Annotated in this window: 15 protein-coding genes; 6 read left to right on the top strand and 9 right to left on the bottom strand. The window is 53.1% G+C overall.

Features of this window, described 5'->3' with window-relative positions:
- Window positions 1-101: 101 nt before the first annotated feature.
- Together K0H63_RS11580 and K0H63_RS11575 are read left to right on the top strand one after the other, a co-directional pair.
- Window positions 102-608 carry a DUF1285 domain-containing protein gene (locus tag K0H63_RS11580; RefSeq protein ID WP_220064823.1) on the top strand — a complete coding sequence of 169 codons (507 nt, stop codon included), beginning with the start codon at window positions 102-104 and terminating at the stop codon, window positions 606-608.
- Window positions 609-705: 97 nt separating this feature from the next.
- The gene (locus K0H63_RS11575; protein WP_220064822.1) at window positions 706-1,122 is read left to right on the top strand and encodes a MarR family winged helix-turn-helix transcriptional regulator; all 417 of its coding nucleotides are present in this window, start codon (window positions 706-708) and stop codon (window positions 1,120-1,122) included.
- A 139-nt stretch (window positions 1,123-1,261) separates the two neighbouring features.
- Here the strand turns inward: K0H63_RS11575 and K0H63_RS11570 are convergent, their stop codons facing one another.
- Both K0H63_RS11570 and K0H63_RS11565 read right to left on the bottom strand, forming a co-directional pair.
- On the bottom strand, window positions 1,262-1,609 hold the full coding sequence (locus K0H63_RS11570) for a hypothetical protein (protein ID WP_220064821.1): 348 nt from the start codon (window positions 1,607-1,609) through the stop codon (window positions 1,262-1,264).
- Between the two features lie 214 nt (window positions 1,610-1,823).
- A complete protein-coding gene (locus tag K0H63_RS11565) occupies window positions 1,824-2,858 on the bottom strand; it encodes a Glu/Leu/Phe/Val dehydrogenase dimerization domain-containing protein (protein WP_220064820.1) in 1,035 nt (344 codons plus the stop codon).
- A 253-nt stretch (window positions 2,859-3,111) separates the two neighbouring features.
- Here K0H63_RS11565 and K0H63_RS11560 point away from each other — a divergent pair, with 253 nt between their 5' ends.
- Entirely contained in the window at window positions 3,112-3,555 is a 444-nt protein-coding gene (locus K0H63_RS11560; RefSeq protein ID WP_220064819.1) for a DUF4826 family protein, read from the top strand.
- A gap of 124 nt (window positions 3,556-3,679) precedes the next feature.
- Here the strand turns inward: K0H63_RS11560 and K0H63_RS11555 are convergent, their stop codons facing one another.
- From K0H63_RS11555 to K0H63_RS11530, 6 genes are all read right to left on the bottom strand, one after another.
- Window positions 3,680-4,798: a cupin domain-containing protein gene (locus K0H63_RS11555; RefSeq protein ID WP_220064818.1), complete on the bottom strand. Its 1,119-nt coding sequence runs from the start codon at window positions 4,796-4,798 to the stop codon at window positions 3,680-3,682.
- A 52-nt stretch (window positions 4,799-4,850) separates the two neighbouring features.
- Window positions 4,851-6,221, bottom strand: coding sequence for an adenylosuccinate lyase (gene purB / locus K0H63_RS11550; protein WP_220064817.1), 1,371 nt, complete (start codon window positions 6,219-6,221; stop codon window positions 4,851-4,853).
- A 33-nt stretch (window positions 6,222-6,254) separates the two neighbouring features.
- Window positions 6,255-6,869 (bottom strand): high frequency lysogenization protein HflD, encoded by a 615-nt coding sequence (hflD, locus tag K0H63_RS11545; RefSeq protein ID WP_203324074.1) that lies wholly within the window; start codon window positions 6,867-6,869, stop codon window positions 6,255-6,257.
- A gap of 3 nt (window positions 6,870-6,872) precedes the next feature.
- Window positions 6,873-8,006, bottom strand: coding sequence for a tRNA 2-thiouridine(34) synthase MnmA (gene mnmA / locus K0H63_RS11540; protein ID WP_203324073.1), 1,134 nt, complete (start codon window positions 8,004-8,006; stop codon window positions 6,873-6,875).
- A 181-nt stretch (window positions 8,007-8,187) separates the two neighbouring features.
- Complete coding sequence (locus tag K0H63_RS11535) at window positions 8,188-8,658, bottom strand: NUDIX hydrolase (protein WP_220064816.1); 471 nt, start codon at window positions 8,656-8,658, stop codon at window positions 8,188-8,190.
- 9 nt (window positions 8,659-8,667) lie between these two features.
- Window positions 8,668-9,489 (bottom strand): rRNA large subunit pseudouridine synthase E, encoded by an 822-nt coding sequence (locus K0H63_RS11530; RefSeq protein WP_220064815.1) that lies wholly within the window; start codon window positions 9,487-9,489, stop codon window positions 8,668-8,670.
- A gap of 270 nt (window positions 9,490-9,759) precedes the next feature.
- Here K0H63_RS11530 and K0H63_RS11525 point away from each other — a divergent pair, with 270 nt between their 5' ends.
- Window positions 9,760-11,985, top strand: coding sequence for an NADP-dependent isocitrate dehydrogenase (locus K0H63_RS11525; RefSeq protein WP_220064814.1), 2,226 nt, complete (start codon window positions 9,760-9,762; stop codon window positions 11,983-11,985).
- Window positions 11,986-12,121: 136 nt separating this feature from the next.
- Here K0H63_RS11525 and cspD read toward each other — a convergent pair whose 3' ends face one another.
- A complete protein-coding gene (gene cspD, locus K0H63_RS11520) occupies window positions 12,122-12,328 on the bottom strand; it encodes a cold shock domain-containing protein CspD (RefSeq protein WP_011760171.1) in 207 nt (68 codons plus the stop codon).
- Window positions 12,329-12,533: 205 nt separating this feature from the next.
- On the opposite strand from cspD, the gene clpS reads away from it, so the two are divergent.
- Complete coding sequence (gene clpS / locus K0H63_RS11515; RefSeq protein ID WP_220064813.1) at window positions 12,534-12,842, top strand: ATP-dependent Clp protease adapter ClpS; 309 nt, start codon at window positions 12,534-12,536, stop codon at window positions 12,840-12,842.
- 48 nt (window positions 12,843-12,890) lie between these two features.
- Entirely contained in the window at window positions 12,891-15,152 is a 2,262-nt protein-coding gene (clpA, locus tag K0H63_RS11510; RefSeq protein ID WP_220064812.1) for an ATP-dependent Clp protease ATP-binding subunit ClpA, read from the top strand.
- Window positions 15,153-15,174 lie beyond the last annotated feature (22 nt).

The following is a 15,174-nucleotide window of genomic DNA, read 5'->3' as shown; positions in this document are numbered from 1 at the left end:
GGCTTTATTTGACAACCTAATACAAGCCCTTTCACAGAGTGAAGGGGCTTTTTGCTTCCGATTTATGCCATCCCGGCTTAGCCTGAATAACAAGACTAATAATGGGAACAAAGACGCACATCATGACGCAGATGCCTGACCCTCAGACTCAGTCGGCCAACACCATTACTCAGGACGGGCCCCCCGAGGCCGACGCTTTTACGGCCATGGAAAATATGCTGATGCCAGCCTTTTGCAGCGAGCAGCCGCTTTTTACCATTGATGAAGCCGGGCGATGGTACTATCAGGGAGAACCCTTGCCCGATAAGTTTGCCCGGCTCTTTATGGGTATCCTCAGGCCCGACAGTGGCGGCTGGGCCCTGGTTACACCGGCAGAGAGAGTCAAGGTGACGGTAGCCAGGACGCCTGTGGTGATAGTGGATTTTGAAATGCAGGCAGACCAGTTTCTCCTTACCTGTGTGTTGGGAAGCCAGTATCGAGTGGACAAAGCAGATATCTCCTTGATAGAAGAGGGCGTTTTTATCTCTCTTCCCAATTTGAAAACAGGCAGCATGAGCCGTTCCTGCTTCTATCGGTATGCTGAATTACTCCTGTCTGACAAAGACTGAATTTGCGCAGGGCCGCTAGTGTATTGTGCTTTCGGTGATAGTATTAAGAAGGTGGCTGTGATTTCTGGCCAGCAGCTTGAACGACGGGAGGTGCTGTTTGAATCGTCAGGAGAGTCTTGGTTATTTGGTGTCCCATCTCAATGTGGCCATTGCCAATGAGCTGGATCAACGCCTGAAGCGCTATCAGCTGGACATTAAACTCTGGCCGGTATTGTTTGCGCTTTGGCAGGAAGAAGGCATTACCCAAACCGAATTGTCACGTCGCTGTGACGTGGCCAACTACACCATGACCCGTCTATTGGATCAGCTTCAGGTACAGGGGCTTATTACGCGGCATCAGGAAGCGGATAATCGCCGCGCCTTCAAGATTTTTCTGACAGACGAAGCCAAAGCCCTTGAGCAGGATCTTATCCGTGAGGCCGAGCGGGTGAATGACAAGTTTATGGCCGAGCTGGACGTGGAAGAACAAGATTTGCTGATGAAATTGCTGAACAAGATAAATCACACGGAGTGATGCTGCTTTTCGTCAAAAGACATCTCAGTTTGCAAAAAGACCGGCGCTTTGCCGGTCTTTTTGTTAGTGGTATTCCTCGGCTGTGTCATTCCCGAACGAGGCGAAGCACGGCTTTGGAGCCTGCCAGATGATCGTGTCCTCAGTGCACCACCAACATCACCAGTCCCCCCAACATGCCGACGCCCAACAAAGACTGCCACAGCAGGTTTTGCGCACGCGACAGATTTTCTTGCCCTTGTTTCAGGCTTGCGACCAGCTGTCCCTTTTTATAGATACGGCACATGACCTCTTCCGTTTGGGGATCGATAAACAATTGAAACTTAGCCTTGTTTCCATCCTTTAACGGAACCTGATGCTCACTCTGCCCGCCAAAATTCAGTTTACTTGAGACCATCTCTCCGTTGACGTAGACGCGCTCCAGGCCACTCCAATCGCTTGCCTGCAACTCGACAGAATCCTGATTCAGGCTGTACTTGAAACAGATCATGATGCTCTCCTGCACCTTGGGGGAGTGTTTAAGTCAAGCAAAGGATCCCGACCATTTCCACACGAAAAGTTATGCTTTGGCTTGGAAACGCCATATCCCCATGAGTTGCTTTTAAATTTAATCTGAAAAAAATCTTACTGGCGAAAGATGACAAAATGCAGGCACAAAAAAGGGAAACCGAAATGGTTTCCCCTGTGTTTTTGAATTGACTGAATTATTTACGGGCGGCGTCGATAATGGCGCGGGCCATTTCGTCGGCAACGGCACCTGTGGTGCGGTTTTGCTCATCTGCGGCCGCGAAGATGGTCAGCAGAGTGTCGTAAATCTTCTCAACTTTGGCGGTCGACCTGGCCGCATCGTAATCGTTTTCGAACGACACGTTGATGATACCGCCGGCGTTAATGACATAGTCAGGGGCGTAGAGGATCCCCATGTCTTTCAGCATCTGGCCGTGACGTGGCTCGGCCAGCTGGTTGTTGGCACAACCGGCCACAATCTTGGCCTTGAGCAGTGGCAGGGTGGCGTCGTTAATGGTGGCACCCAGCGCGCAAGGAGCGTAGATATCAACGTCCTGAGAGTAGATGTCCTGTGGAGCAACAACAGCCGCACCAAACTCGGTGGCAACCTTGTCCAGAGACGCCTGATGAATGTCTGTCACGATAAGCTCTGCGCCTTCTTCGTGCAGGTGCTTACACAGGTAGTAGCCAACGTGGCCAACGCCCTGAACAGCAATTTTCAGCCCCTTGAGGCTGTCAAGACCGCGCTGATGCTTAACGGCAGCTTTGATCCCAAGGAAGGTACCCAGGGCAGTGAAAGGAGATGGGTCGCCACTCTTACCTTCCAGACCGGCCATGTATGGGGTTTCCTGGTGGGCAATCATGATGTCAGCCGTGGTGGTGCCCACGTCTTCAGCGGAATAATACTTGCCACCCAGGGTGTTGATAAAGCGGCCAAAGGCACGGAACAGGGCTTCTCTGTCCTGGGTCTTGGGATCGGCAATAATTACTGACTTGCCACCACCCATGGTCAGACCGGCAAGGGCATTTTTATAGGTCATGCCGCGGGAGAGGCGAAGCACGTCGTTCAGCGCTTCTTCGTCAGACTGGTAGTTCCACATGCGGCAACCACCCACCGCAGGGCCCAGATTGGTATTGTGCACGGCAATAATTGCCTTCAGGCCACTCTCTTTGTCATGACAGAAAACAACCTGTTCATGTTCGTCATAAGATACATGATTGAATACAGCCACGTTGCAGATCTCCGCATTGCTAATAAAAAGCCGCAGGCGGCTACCTGCGGTCGTTATATTTATTGCCGAACCATAGCATTTAGGGATACTCTCAACAAAGCCCGCCAGTGGATTATTTGTGATCTCCGTGGCAATTTTGCTTTCCACTTTACGTCAACGTAAAGTTATGGCAGTCTCCCAGCATCCAGTGCGGATTGATACGCTCATTCTCAGTGTTAGATTGTGCGGTATAACAATAAGATAGGAAAGAAGTATGACTGAGCAAACCCAAGAACCCCAGGTTGAAACAGCAGCACAGGATCCCGAAGCGCTGCGCCAGGAGTGGGTGCGTACCCAGTTCCAAAAAGCCAACCGTTTTCTGGCTGAAAAGGGTATTTTACCCGGTAAAGTACTGATCGACGAAAGCCGTTATCTGGTGCCTTACGTTGCGGTGTGGAAGATGGAAGCACAAAAGCCTGCCAAACAAACTTACTGGGTGATGTCTGGTGACCTGCCAACCGATTATGTCGATGTCAAAGTCGCGCAAACCGCCCGTGATGCACTGAAACATTTCTCCATGATGTGGCAACTAAAAGCTGAGAATCTGATCCAGTCCGGCGCGGCACAAGACCCAACACAGGCCAAGTTTGCCAACATGCTGATTTCCCGCGCCCAGAGCCTGTATCAAATCCAGCAGGATGACAAACTCTGGGGCTAAGCCTGAAACTGCCAGCCAGTGCAGCAACCTCAGAAACAGAAAAGGCACCTTAAGGTGCCTTTTTGATTAGTTGGCTGAGTCGTCGCGAAACTGTTTACAGAGTCGACAAGGTTCCGTCAGGCAGTCAGTCTTCGCCGAGATAAAAATAGCCTTTTTGCAGCATCTGTACAAAAAAGCCCTGCCAGTGTGGCAGCAGCGCCAGCTCAGCGTTAACGATGACTGAGTTGGATACCTCGATGAGCTCTTCTTCCGAAGCGCCTTCAATTATCACACTCTCGCCCGCCACAAAGAGCCTTGCCTGGCTGTCGCCTTCCATTTTGAGCACCTTAAGGCCGCCAATTCGCATCAGCACAGCCCCATCGTCCAGAGCCTCAACCAGGGCGTCGGCATCGATGCTTTCATCTTCCTGGATATCCAGGTCGAAGCGGTTCTGGCTTAAGAGTTTACCGAGCACCTTCACGACGTTATCGGCGTCATCACACAGGTCGCGGATAAGCTGCATAATGCCTTGCTGCTCAGCCAGGCTCACAGTGCCGTGGCTCGCAGCGCCATCCACGGCGATAAAGCGCTTGTGCCCCTTGTCTTCATCCATCAGTTGATCGGCAATTTGTCCCGCAAGCTCCTGCTGGCTGGGGGCGCGATAACCCATGGAATAAGAGAGTGCCAGAGTCAGGGTTTCACCCTGATGGGGGAAGCCGGGCGGGATATAAAGCACATCACCTTTTTCCAGCACCACATCGATAATGGGCTCAAAGTCTTCAATCAGGGGAGAGGTCGTTACACCACCGCGACGCTGGTAGTTGCCCTTGGGGCCAACGGTCCAGCGGCGCTGCCCTTCGCCTTGAATGATGAACACATCGTAATTGTCGATGTGAGGTCCCACGCCGCCCTGCGGAGTGGCGAAAGACACCATCAGGTCATCAAAGCGCCAGTCCGGCAAAAAGCGAAAGGCTTCCACCAGCGGTTGGGATTCCGGGTACCAGTGGTTTACGGCCTGCACCAAGAGCTGCCAATGGGTCTCACCAAACCTGTCGTAGTCTTCGAATGGGCCGGAAATCACGTCCCAGTCGTTACCCTTGGTGACAACCACGCGGCTGGACACTTCCTCTTCACAGGCCAGGCCCGCGAGTTCGTCAGCGGCAATAGGGTCTTCAAAGTCAGGGAATGCGCCTTTGAATACTTTTGGGGCCTGTTGCCAGTCATTGGCGAGAAACGCCTGAATATCGAAATTGAGCTTATACATAGTGTTAAAAAAGGCGGCTTGGTTTCCCTTGCCGCCTCTCCATTAAAGTGGATTAATTCAAATCGTCCACGAAGGCTTCGGCGCGGCCGATGTAGCTTGCCGGGGTCATCAGCTTCAGCTCGGCCTTCACAGGCTCTGGCAGCGCAAGGCCATCGATAAAGGCGGCCAGTTGTGGGCCATCGATACGCTTGCCACGGGTCAGCTCTTTGAGCTTCTCGTATGGCTTTTCAATGCCGTAGCGGCGCATCACGGTTTGTACCGGCTCAGCCAGCACTTCCCAGTTGCTGTCCAGCTCTGCGGCCAGACTCGCTTCGTTCACTTCCAGCTTGCTGATCCCTTTCAGGGTCGCCTGATAGGCGATGATGCTGTGGGCAATACCCACGCCCAGGGTGCGCAGAACGGTGGAGTCGGTCAGGTCGCGCTGCCAGCGTGATATAGGCAGTTTGGAGGCCAGGTGCTGCATCAGCGCATTGGCGATACCCAGGTTGCCTTCGGAGTTTTCGAAGTCGATTGGGTTAACCTTGTGCGGCATGGTGGACGAGCCGATTTCACCGGCGATGGTCTTCTGTTTGAAGTGACCCAGGGCGATGTAACCCCAGATGTCACGGTCGAAGTCAATCACGATGGTGTTGAAACGGGCCACGGCATCGAACAGCTCGGCGATGTAATCGTGCGGCTCGATTTGCGTGGTGTAAGGGTTCCAGTTCAGGCCCAGGCTGGTCACAAAGCGCTGAGACAGGGCATGCCAGTTCACTTCTGGGTAGGCAGACAAGTGGGCGTTGTAGTTACCTACGGCGCCGTTGATTTTACCCAGGATTTCCACGGCTTTGATGTGGGCAAGCTGGCGCTCAAGACGCACAACCACGTTGGCCATTTCCTTACCCAGAGTGGTAGGAGAGGCTGGCTGACCGTGGGTGCGTGACATCATGGGCACGCTCTTGTAGGTCTTGGCCAGAGCCTTGATGGCGTCGATGATTTTCTGGCAGTAAGGCACCAGCACCAGTTCACGGGCTTCTTTCAGCATCAGGCCGTGTGACAGGTTGTTGATATCTTCTGAGGTACAGGCAAAGTGCACAAATTCATCGACGGCTTTCAGCTCGCTGTTGTTACCGAACTGCTCTTTGATGAAGTATTCCACGGCTTTAACGTCGTGGTTGGTGGTGGCTTCAATGGCTTTAACGCGCAGGGCTCCGTCTTCGTTGAAGTTGTCTTTGATGCCATCGAGCAGGGCCAGGGCCTCTTCGCTGAATGGCGGAACTTCTTCGATTTCAGGACAGCTGGACAACAGCTTGAGCCAGTTGATTTCAACCTGAACACGATACTTGGTGAGACCGAACTCGCTGAAGATCCCACGCAGTTCGGCGGCTTTGCTGCCATAGCGGCCGTCGACCGGGGAGATAGCTGTCAGTGCAGAAAGTTCCATTGATAAGCTCCTTAATGGAATGGCTTTATTTGTCTATAGGGTAAGATTTTTCTTTGCAGTATCAACGATGGCCTTGCGGGCAAATACCAGATGACGGCGTTTGCCACCGAGCTGTCGCCACAGCACGGCACTGCGCATGGCGGCCAGCAGCAGGGCACGGATCTTTTGCTGAACCAAGGGGCGCTGCAGTACATTGGGATTGCCGGTAATTTGCAGCTTGGGGCCAAGGTTACTGATGATATCGCTGTAAATACTGGCCAGATTGGCAATCACCTGCTCGTCTGTAATGGCAAAGTGATTGAGCTGGCGATGAATTTGGTTAATACGCTCGGAGAGCATACCAAGGGCAGCATTGCTGCGGGACAGCTTGCGCTCCAGTGCAAGAAGACCCACCAGATAACGGGTCATTTCCACGTCTTTGCTTTCGCCGTCGCCGAGCTGATTCAAAATCCATTTATAGCCCACTCTGAGCTGATCTTTGTCGGCGTAGACGTCTTCGGGCTGTTCAGGATTGGTCACCAGAATCGTATTGAAGCTGGCGGCCATGGCGTCAGTGTCGCTGTCACCATGGCGGGCGATGTATTGTACCTGGGCGAGCGCCTGCAAGATACCGGCAAAGGCCATGGTGCGTGCTTGCATTTGGCTCATGGCTCAGTCCTTAATCAGGGTGTCGATGATGCCGCCGCCAAGGCAGACTTCGCCATCGTAGAACACCGCCGACTGCCCGGGGGTAACGGCGGCCACAGGCTCATCGAACAGCACTTCAATGGTTTGCTCGTCGATAATCTTCACTGTGCAGGGGATATCCTGCTGGCGATAGCGGGTTTTTACGCTGATGCTTGCGCCATCAGCAGGGCCAGTACGGTCAACCCAATGCAGCTGGTTAACCAACATACCCTTTGACATCAGCCGCGGGTGATCATGGCCCTGGGCCACCACCAACACGTTACGGGCCATGTCTTTATCAACCACATACCAGGGGTCGTCGTTTGAATTTTTCATGCCGCCAATGCCAAGGCCTTTGCGCTGGCCAAGGGTGTGATACATCAAGCCTTCATGGCGGCCAATGACGTCGCCTTCCGGGGTTTCGATGTTGCCGGGCTGGGCGGGCAGGTAGGTGGCGAGAAAGTCTTTGAACTTACGCTCACCAATAAAGCAGATGCCGGTGGAGTCTTTCTTATCGTGGGTGATAAGGCCCTGCTCTTCGGCAATGCGGCGCACTTCCGGCTTTTCAAGCTCGCCAACGGGGAACAGGCTGCGGGCAACCTGCTCGTGGCTCAAGGTGTACAAAAAGTAGCTCTGATCTTTATTGCCATCGATGCCGCGCAGCATTTCAGTTTTGCCATCGGTGTCGCGGCGGCGCACATAGTGGCCCATGGCGATGTAGTCGGCATCGAGGATATCGTCGGCAAATTCAAGGAAGGCTTTGAATTTGATTTCCTTGTTGCACATGATGTCGGGATTCGGGGTACGGCCTGCCTTGTATTCGGCGAGGAAGTACTCAAACACGTTATCCCAATACTCGGCGGCAAAGTTGACTGTGTGCAGCTTAATGCCGAGCTTATCGCACACGGCCTGAGCGTCTTTCAGATCCTCAGCGGCGGCGCAGTATTCGTCGGTGTCGTCTTCTTCCCAGTTTTTCATGAACAGGCCTTCAACCTGATACCCCTGTTGTTTCAGCAGGTAAGCAGAGACAGAAGAGTCCACACCGCCGGACATGCCGACAATGACTTTTTTGCTGCTGTTGGCAGCGATTTCAGCGGGAGAAGCTGTAGTTGACGTCATACGTTGAAAATGATCCTTTCGAGTAACCAATCACCGCTGCCAATGGCATTTGCTGCAAATTAAACGAGGGAAATCGCAGTCAAAACTTAGATAAAACAATGGCTAAGCAAGGCTTGAATCAGTACCTGTTGTTTATCTGTTCGGCATCGAAACAGCGGCGTTTTTTCGGGGGCGTATTCTATCACGGATTGCTACTAGCGGCTATGGAAAGAAGTTCGCTGTCGAGGATGCAGAGTTCTGTGCCTTTGCCGGCCAGATAGTCGTCGATGCAGCGACTGACCAGTTGGCTTCGAAGGTGGCGGCTGTCGTTAATCTCGGCCGGGGTAAGCCAGTGCAGGGCATGGATAGCCCCATCCTGTGGCTCAGTTTGCATTAGTTCATCGAGCTCACAGACAAAGGTGAAGCGCAAAAACGCAAGCTCGGCACTGGCGCTGAACTGATAAATGCCCACAAGGCGTGAGGGCTCGGCCTTGATGCCGGTTTCTTCCCACAGCTCTCGCTTACAGGCGTCAATCAGGGATTCGCCCGCCTCAAGGTGTCCGGCAGGTTGGTTAAACACCGACTTGCCGTCGATGATTTCCTCTACCATCAAAAACTTGCCACCGCAGTGCACAATGCAGGCAACGGTGACATTGGGTTTGTAGCGCTCCATCGGGCTCCCTTACTTGTAAAAGTCGCGTGTCGTGCCAAGGGCGGTTATGAGGCCGCTTATCTCATCCCCACTAAGCTCCCGGTACTCGCCGCTGCCGAGTTGCCCAAGGCTTATCTCACCGATGGCGGCGCGCACCAGCCTGAGTGTGGGAAAGCCGATGTGAGCGGTCATGCGCCTTACCTGGCGGTTGCGGCCTTCGCAAATCTGAATTTCAAGCCAGCAGTCGGAAATACTTTTTCGCTCCCGCACCGGCGGATTGCGCGGCCAAATGTGAGGCTGCTCGATGCGGCGTACTCTGGCAGGCAGAGTAGGGCCGTCTTTAAGCTCAACGCCCTCTCGCAGTTTATCCAGCGCCGACTCATCGGGAACGCCTTCGACCTGCACCCAATAGGTTTTGTAGGTTTGCTTTTTGGGCTCGGTAAGACGGGATTGCAACTGACCATCATTGGTGAGCAGCAACAGGCCTTCACTGTCTCTGTCAAGTCTGCCTGCGGCATAGACGCCGGGCAAGGGAATAAAGTCTTTCAGGGTTTGTCTGCCGGCTTCGTCGGTGAACTGGCACAACACATCGAAGGGCTTATTGAAGAGCACCACCTTGGTGACAGCCGGTCTGCGCGGCCTAGGCCTGGCGCTTGCCCGTTCTGCAGCTTTCTCAGTTGGCCGCTTTGAGCTGCCGGGCCCTTTGGGACTATATGCTTTACGGTTTTTGGCGTTTGCCTGCTGGCTACGGGTGTTTGCAACGCCTTTTTTCTCGCCCTGCGGTTGCCGATTTGATGGGCTGCGGGCAGGGCGCTTGGCCGAGGGTTTATTGGCGCGGGAAGGGGACGACACGGCGTGTGAATTTCCTTTGTAGATCTAACTGTACAGTTACCTGGGTATAGGGTAACCCCTGTTCGCCCTAAGTGGAATTTGAATATTGGGCCGAATGCACTATGATGTCGGCCATCAAAATGTGATCCATGCCCATATCGGCATCCCAGCTTTGCGGTAACCCCAGGACGACAGGTTACCGCGCGGTGAAGTCAGGTGCTTATGCTGCTCGCCGTGCTTATCGAATAAAAACTATAAATCTTTAAATTATACAATCACGTAGGAAGCAAAATGAAAGATAATTCCCCAACGATTATTTACACTGAAACCGATGAGGCGCCAGCACTCGCTACCCTGTCCCTGCTGCCTATCCTTCAGACATTTGCCGAACCTGCCGGCGTGAAGATCGAAACCCGCGATATCTCTCTGTCCGGTCGCGTTATTGCTACTTTCCCTGAGAAGTTGACCGATGCCCAGCGCATTGGCGATCACCTGGCTGAACTGGGTGAGCTGGCCACCAAGCCAGAAGCCAACATCATCAAGCTGCCAAACATCTCTGCCTCTATTCCACAGCTGAAAGCCTGTATTAAAGAGCTGCAGGAGCAGGGTTATGACATCCCCAACTACCCTGAAGAGCCAAAGACTGACGAAGAAAAGTCTATCAAGGCACGTTACGACAAGATTAAAGGCAGTGCGGTAAACCCTGTGCTGCGTGAAGGTAACTCCGACCGCCGCGCGCCGCTGTCTGTGAAAAACTATGCCCGCAAGAACCCACACTCCATGGGTAAGTGGGCCAGCGACTCCAAGTCTCACGTATCTCACATGGAAGCCGGTGATTTCTACGGCTCTGAGCAGTCAGTGACCCTGGCCGATGCCGATACAGTCAGCATAGTGCACACCAGCAAAGCCGGTGTTGAAACCGTACTGAAATCAGGCCTCAAGCTGCAAGCCGGTGAAATCATCGACTCAGCCGTGATGAGCAAAAACGCCCTGGTTGCCTTCTTCGAGCGCGAAATCGAAGCCGCCAAGGCCGAAGATGTGCTGCTGTCGCTGCACCTGAAAGCCACCATGATGAAGGTGTCTGACCCCATCATGTTTGGTCATGCCGTTAAAGTGTTCTTCAAGCCACTGTTTGCCAAGCATGCCGAGACCTTTGAGCGTCTGGGTGTGGATGTGAACAACGGTTTTGGTGACGTGGTTGCTAAAATCCAGTCGCTGCCAGAAGCCGAGCGCGCCGCCATCGAAGCCGATATCCAGGCCGTATACGCCGAGCGTCCTGCCATGGCCATGGTGAACTCTGACAAGGGTATCACCAACCTGCACGTACCAAGCGACATCATCATCGATGCCTCTATGCCTGCCGCTATCCGCTCTTCAGGCCAGATGTGGGGCCCTGACGGTCAGCTCAAAGACACCAAGTTTATGATCCCGGACCGCTGCTACGCCGGCGTGTACGATGCCACCATCAACTTCTGTAAAGAGCACGGCGCCTTTGATCCCCGCACCATGGGTACCATCCCCAATGTGGGTCTGATGGCACAAAAAGCCGAAGAGTACGGCAGCCATGACAAGACCTTTGAAATGGCCGAAGACGGCGTGGTGACCGTGGTTAACGCGGCCGGTACTGTGCTGATGAACCACAACGTAGAAGCCGGTGATATCTTCCGTATGTGTCAGGTGAAAGACGCCCCAATCCAGGATTGGGTGAAACTGGCCGTTAAGCGCGCCCGTCTGTCTGAAACCCCCGCCGTGTTCTGGCTGGATAAAAACCGTGCCCACGATGCCCAGCTGATTAAGAAGGTAGAAGCTTACCTGCCACAGCACGACACTGCCGGTTTGGAGCTGCACATTCTGTCTCCGGTTGAAGCAACCCAGTTCTCTCTGGCGCGCATGAAAGATGGCAAAGACACCATCTCTGTAACCGGTAACGTTCTGCGTGACTACCTGACTGACCTGTTCCCAATCCTTGAGCTGGGTACCAGCGCCAAGATGCTGTCTATCGTGCCACTGATGAACGGCGGCGGCTTGTTCGAAACCGGTGCCGGCGGCAGCGCGCCCAAGCACGTTGAGCAGGTTCAGAGCGAAAACTACCTGCGTTGGGATTCACTGGGTGAGTTCCTGGCACTGGCTGCATCTTTCGAGCATCTGGCTCAAACTGCCGGTGTTGCCAAGGCCCAGGTGCTGGCCGATACCCTGGATACCGCTATCGGTAAGTTCCTGGATGAGAACAAGTCACCAGCCCGCCGCGTAGGTCAAATCGACAACCGTGGCAGCCACTTCTACCTGGCCATGTACTGGGCCCAGGCACTGGCCGCCCAAACTGCCGATGCCGAGCTTGCTGCCCACTTCGGTCAGCTGGCTGATAAGCTTGCTGCCAACGAAGAAACCATTCTGGCTGAGCTGATTGGCGTACAGGGCCACAGCGTGGATCTCGGCGGTTACTATCGCCCTGATTTTGCCAAGGCAAGCTCAGTAATGCGCCCAAGCGCGACCCTGAACGGTCTGATGAGCCACTGAGCATAGTCAGTCGCTGAAAAAGGAGAGCTCAGGCTCTCCTTTTTAATGGGTGTTATAAAATAAATGGCAGGAATAAGAACAGAAAATAAAAAGGCAGGAAATTATTCCTGCCTTTTTAACTTTACCTTTCGACGCATCATCGAGCAGGTGTGATTGCTGAAGCGTGCATCCCCTTTGGACCTTGCTCAACTTCGAACTGGACTGGTTGGCCTGCTTTTAGAGTTCGATAGCCTTCCATTTCGATAGTTGAATAATGGGCAAATACATCTTCACCACCTTCATCAGGGCAAATAAACCCGAATCCTTTGGCGTTGTTGAACCATTTAACAGTCCCGCTTGCCATACTTCCACTTCCTTCTGTTGTCTACTTCCCAGTAAGATAGTAAAACCAATTAAGCGGGTTCCTAACTCCGCTTCGTTGAACAGAATGAAAGCGTTAAAAGCGGATGTCAAGCTAAAATTAACAAAGAGGCAACATCTGCTTAATTAAGTGGTATCAATTGGTCAGGCCAGTTGGTGCACTGTATTTGAGAGGCTAATATTGCTATATGGCAAAAGCAGGAAATATAGAAAGAGTTGTCGAGCGTGCCGATACAAAACTGATGCCGCCGTCCATGTATAAGGTGATCCTGAATAATGACGATTACACCCCCATGGATTTTGTGGTAGAAGTACTTCAGCTGTTCTTCAAGATGAATGAGCATCAGGCAACAGAAATCATGTTGCAAATCCATCATCAGGGTAAGGCGGTATGTGGTGTGTTTCCTTTCGGCATTGCCGAAACCAAGGTTGCCCAGGTAAATCAGTTTGCCAGGCAAAACCAACACCCATTACTGTGTTCTTTGGAGAAAGCCTAAAGCATTAAGTCTTTCCGTGCGCTTTAGCAGCAGTTTTAGGGGGTATTTATGCTGAACAAAGATCTTGAAGTGACGTTGAATCTGGCGTTTCAGCAGGCAAGGGATGCCCGCCATGAATACATGACAGTAGAGCACTTACTGCTCGCGCTTATCGACAATCCATCGGCCCAGGATGCCTTGGTTGCCTGCGGTGCCAACATCGACAAACTCAGGGAAGAAGTCGCTACCTTTATTTCGCAAACAACGCCTGTCATTACCGATCCCGATGATGACAGGGAAACCCAGCCCACACTCGGGTTTCAACGGGTGTTACAGCGTGCAGTGTTTCACGTCCAATCCTCCGGCCGCAACGAAGTCACAGGTGCCAATGTCCTTGTGGCAATTTTCAGCGAGCAAGAGTCTCAAGCTGTGTATTTACTTCGCCGCAGCGACATTACCCGCCTCGACGTGGTCAATTACATCTCCCATGGGTTTTCAAAGAGTGAAGATGCACCTCAGGAATCCGAGCAGGAACGCATTGAAGACCATTCTGAGCAGGGCGAAGAGCAGCGCAGCATGTTGTCGCAGTTTGCGGCCAACCTGAATTTATTGGCTGCACAGGGGGTGATTGACCCGCTCATCGGCCGTGACAACGAAATCGAGCGCTCGATACAGATTCTGTGTCGTCGCCGTAAAAACAATCCTTTGCTTGTCGGTGAAGCGGGCGTGGGTAAAACCGCCATCGCTGAGGGTTTGGCGTATCGTATCGTCAATGATGATGTGCCCGAAGTCATGCGTGATGCCACCGTATATTCACTGGATCTCGGCGCGCTGCTTGCCGGTACCAAATATCGCGGCGATTTTGAAAAGCGGTTTAAGAGCCTGCTTAAAGAACTCACAGCCGATAAGCACGCGATTCTCTTTATTGATGAAATACACACCATCATAGGTGCGGGCGCCGCATCCGGCGGGGTGATGGATGCCTCCAATTTGCTCAAACCGCTGCTTTCAAGTGGCACCTTGCGCTGCATGGGCTCCACCACCTTTCAGGAATACCAGAGTATTTTTGAGAAAGACCGGGCACTGGCACGGCGCTTCCAGAAGATAGACATCAACGAGCCGTCGGTGGCCGAAACCACCAAGATTTTGATGGGGCTAAAGAGCAAGTACGAAGAACATCATGGGGTACGTTACACCCAGGCTGCCCTTGCCTGTGCGGCAGAGCTCAGCGCCAAACACATTAATGACCGGCATTTGCCGGACAAGGCCATTGATGTGATAGATGAGGCGGGGGCTCGTATGGCGATGCAACCGGCCAGTAAACGGAGAAAGACCATAGGCCAGGCGGAAATTGAGGCCATTATCGCCAAGATTGCCCGTATTCCTGAAAAGTCTGTGTCCACCTCTGATAAGGACATGCTCAAGAACCTTGAGCGTAACCTCAAGATGGTGGTCTTTGGCCAGGATAAAGCCATTGAGAGCTTGAGTGCGGCTATCCGTTTGTCACGCAGTGGCCTGGGCGCCGACAACAAACCTGTGGGCAGCTTCCTCTTTGCAGGGCCAACCGGTGTGGGTAAAACCGAGGTCACCAATCAGCTTGCCAAGTGCTTGGGGCTCAAGCTGGTGCGTTTTGATATGTCTGAGTACATGGAAGCGCACACAGTATCTCGGCTCATTGGCGCCCCTCCAGGCTATGTGGGCTACGATCAGGGCGGTTTGCTGACCGATGCCGTGATTAAGCAGCCTCACTGCGTGGTACTGCTGGATGAAATTGAAAAGGCGCATCCGGATGTCTATAACCTGCTGCTGCAGGTGATGGATCACGGGACCCTCACCGATAACAACGGCCGTAAGGCGGACTTCCGCCATGTGACACTGGTCATGACCACCAACGCCGGTGTGCAGGAAACTGTGCGTAAATCCATTGGCTTTAAACAGCAGGATCACAGCCACGATGCCATGTCGGAAATCAACCGGGTGTTCTCGCCTGAATTCCGTAACCGTCTCGACTCCATCATTTGGTTCAACCACCTGGATTTGACCATTATCGCCAAGGTGGTGGACAAGTTCCTGACCGAGTTGCAGGCACAGCTTGATGCGAAGCGGGTAACGCTGATGGTCAGTGATGAAGCCAGAACCCTGCTCGCCGAGAAGGGTTACGACAAAGCTATGGGCGCCAGACCCATGGCCCGGGTAGTCAAAGATTTGATTAAACGGCCTCTGGCCGATGAAATCCTCTTTGGCGAACTGGAGCATGGCGGCATGGCACATGTCGATGCCAAAGACGGGGAAATCGTTATTACTGCCGAGCGTTTAGAGAAGGTCACCTGAGGTGGCCCTGGCCTCTGAGACC

The organism is Shewanella zhangzhouensis, from assembly GCF_019457615.1.
Classification (GTDB): Bacteria; Pseudomonadota; Gammaproteobacteria; order Enterobacterales; family Shewanellaceae; genus Shewanella; species Shewanella zhangzhouensis.
This window is presented reverse-complemented; position numbering and strand designations above follow the sequence as displayed.

What these genes read in the sequence shown, in the direction of transcription:
- K0H63_RS11580 (WP_220064823.1), top strand. Translation starts at nt 102, where the DNA reads ATGGGAACAAAGACGCACATCATGACGCAGATGCCTGACCCTCAGACT.
- K0H63_RS11570 (WP_220064821.1), bottom strand. Translation starts at nt 1,609, where the DNA reads ATGATCTGTTTCAAGTACAGCCTGAATCAGGATTCTGTCGAGTTGCAG.
- K0H63_RS11560 (WP_220064819.1), top strand. Translation starts at nt 3,112, where the DNA reads ATGACTGAGCAAACCCAAGAACCCCAGGTTGAAACAGCAGCACAGGAT.
- K0H63_RS11555 (WP_220064818.1), bottom strand. Translation starts at nt 4,798, where the DNA reads ATGTATAAGCTCAATTTCGATATTCAGGCGTTTCTCGCCAATGACTGG.
- purB (WP_220064817.1), bottom strand. Translation starts at nt 6,221, where the DNA reads ATGGAACTTTCTGCACTGACAGCTATCTCCCCGGTCGACGGCCGCTAT.
- hflD (WP_203324074.1), bottom strand. Translation starts at nt 6,869, where the DNA reads ATGAGCCAAATGCAAGCACGCACCATGGCCTTTGCCGGTATCTTGCAG.
- mnmA (WP_203324073.1), bottom strand. Translation starts at nt 8,006, where the DNA reads ATGACGTCAACTACAGCTTCTCCCGCTGAAATCGCTGCCAACAGCAGC.
- K0H63_RS11535 (WP_220064816.1), bottom strand. Translation starts at nt 8,658, where the DNA reads ATGGAGCGCTACAAACCCAATGTCACCGTTGCCTGCATTGTGCACTGC.
- K0H63_RS11525 (WP_220064814.1), top strand. Translation starts at nt 9,760, where the DNA reads ATGAAAGATAATTCCCCAACGATTATTTACACTGAAACCGATGAGGCG.
- cspD (WP_011760171.1), bottom strand. Translation starts at nt 12,328, where the DNA reads ATGGCAAGCGGGACTGTTAAATGGTTCAACAACGCCAAAGGATTCGGG.
- clpS (WP_220064813.1), top strand. Translation starts at nt 12,534, where the DNA reads ATGGCAAAAGCAGGAAATATAGAAAGAGTTGTCGAGCGTGCCGATACA.
- clpA (WP_220064812.1), top strand. Translation starts at nt 12,891, where the DNA reads ATGCTGAACAAAGATCTTGAAGTGACGTTGAATCTGGCGTTTCAGCAG.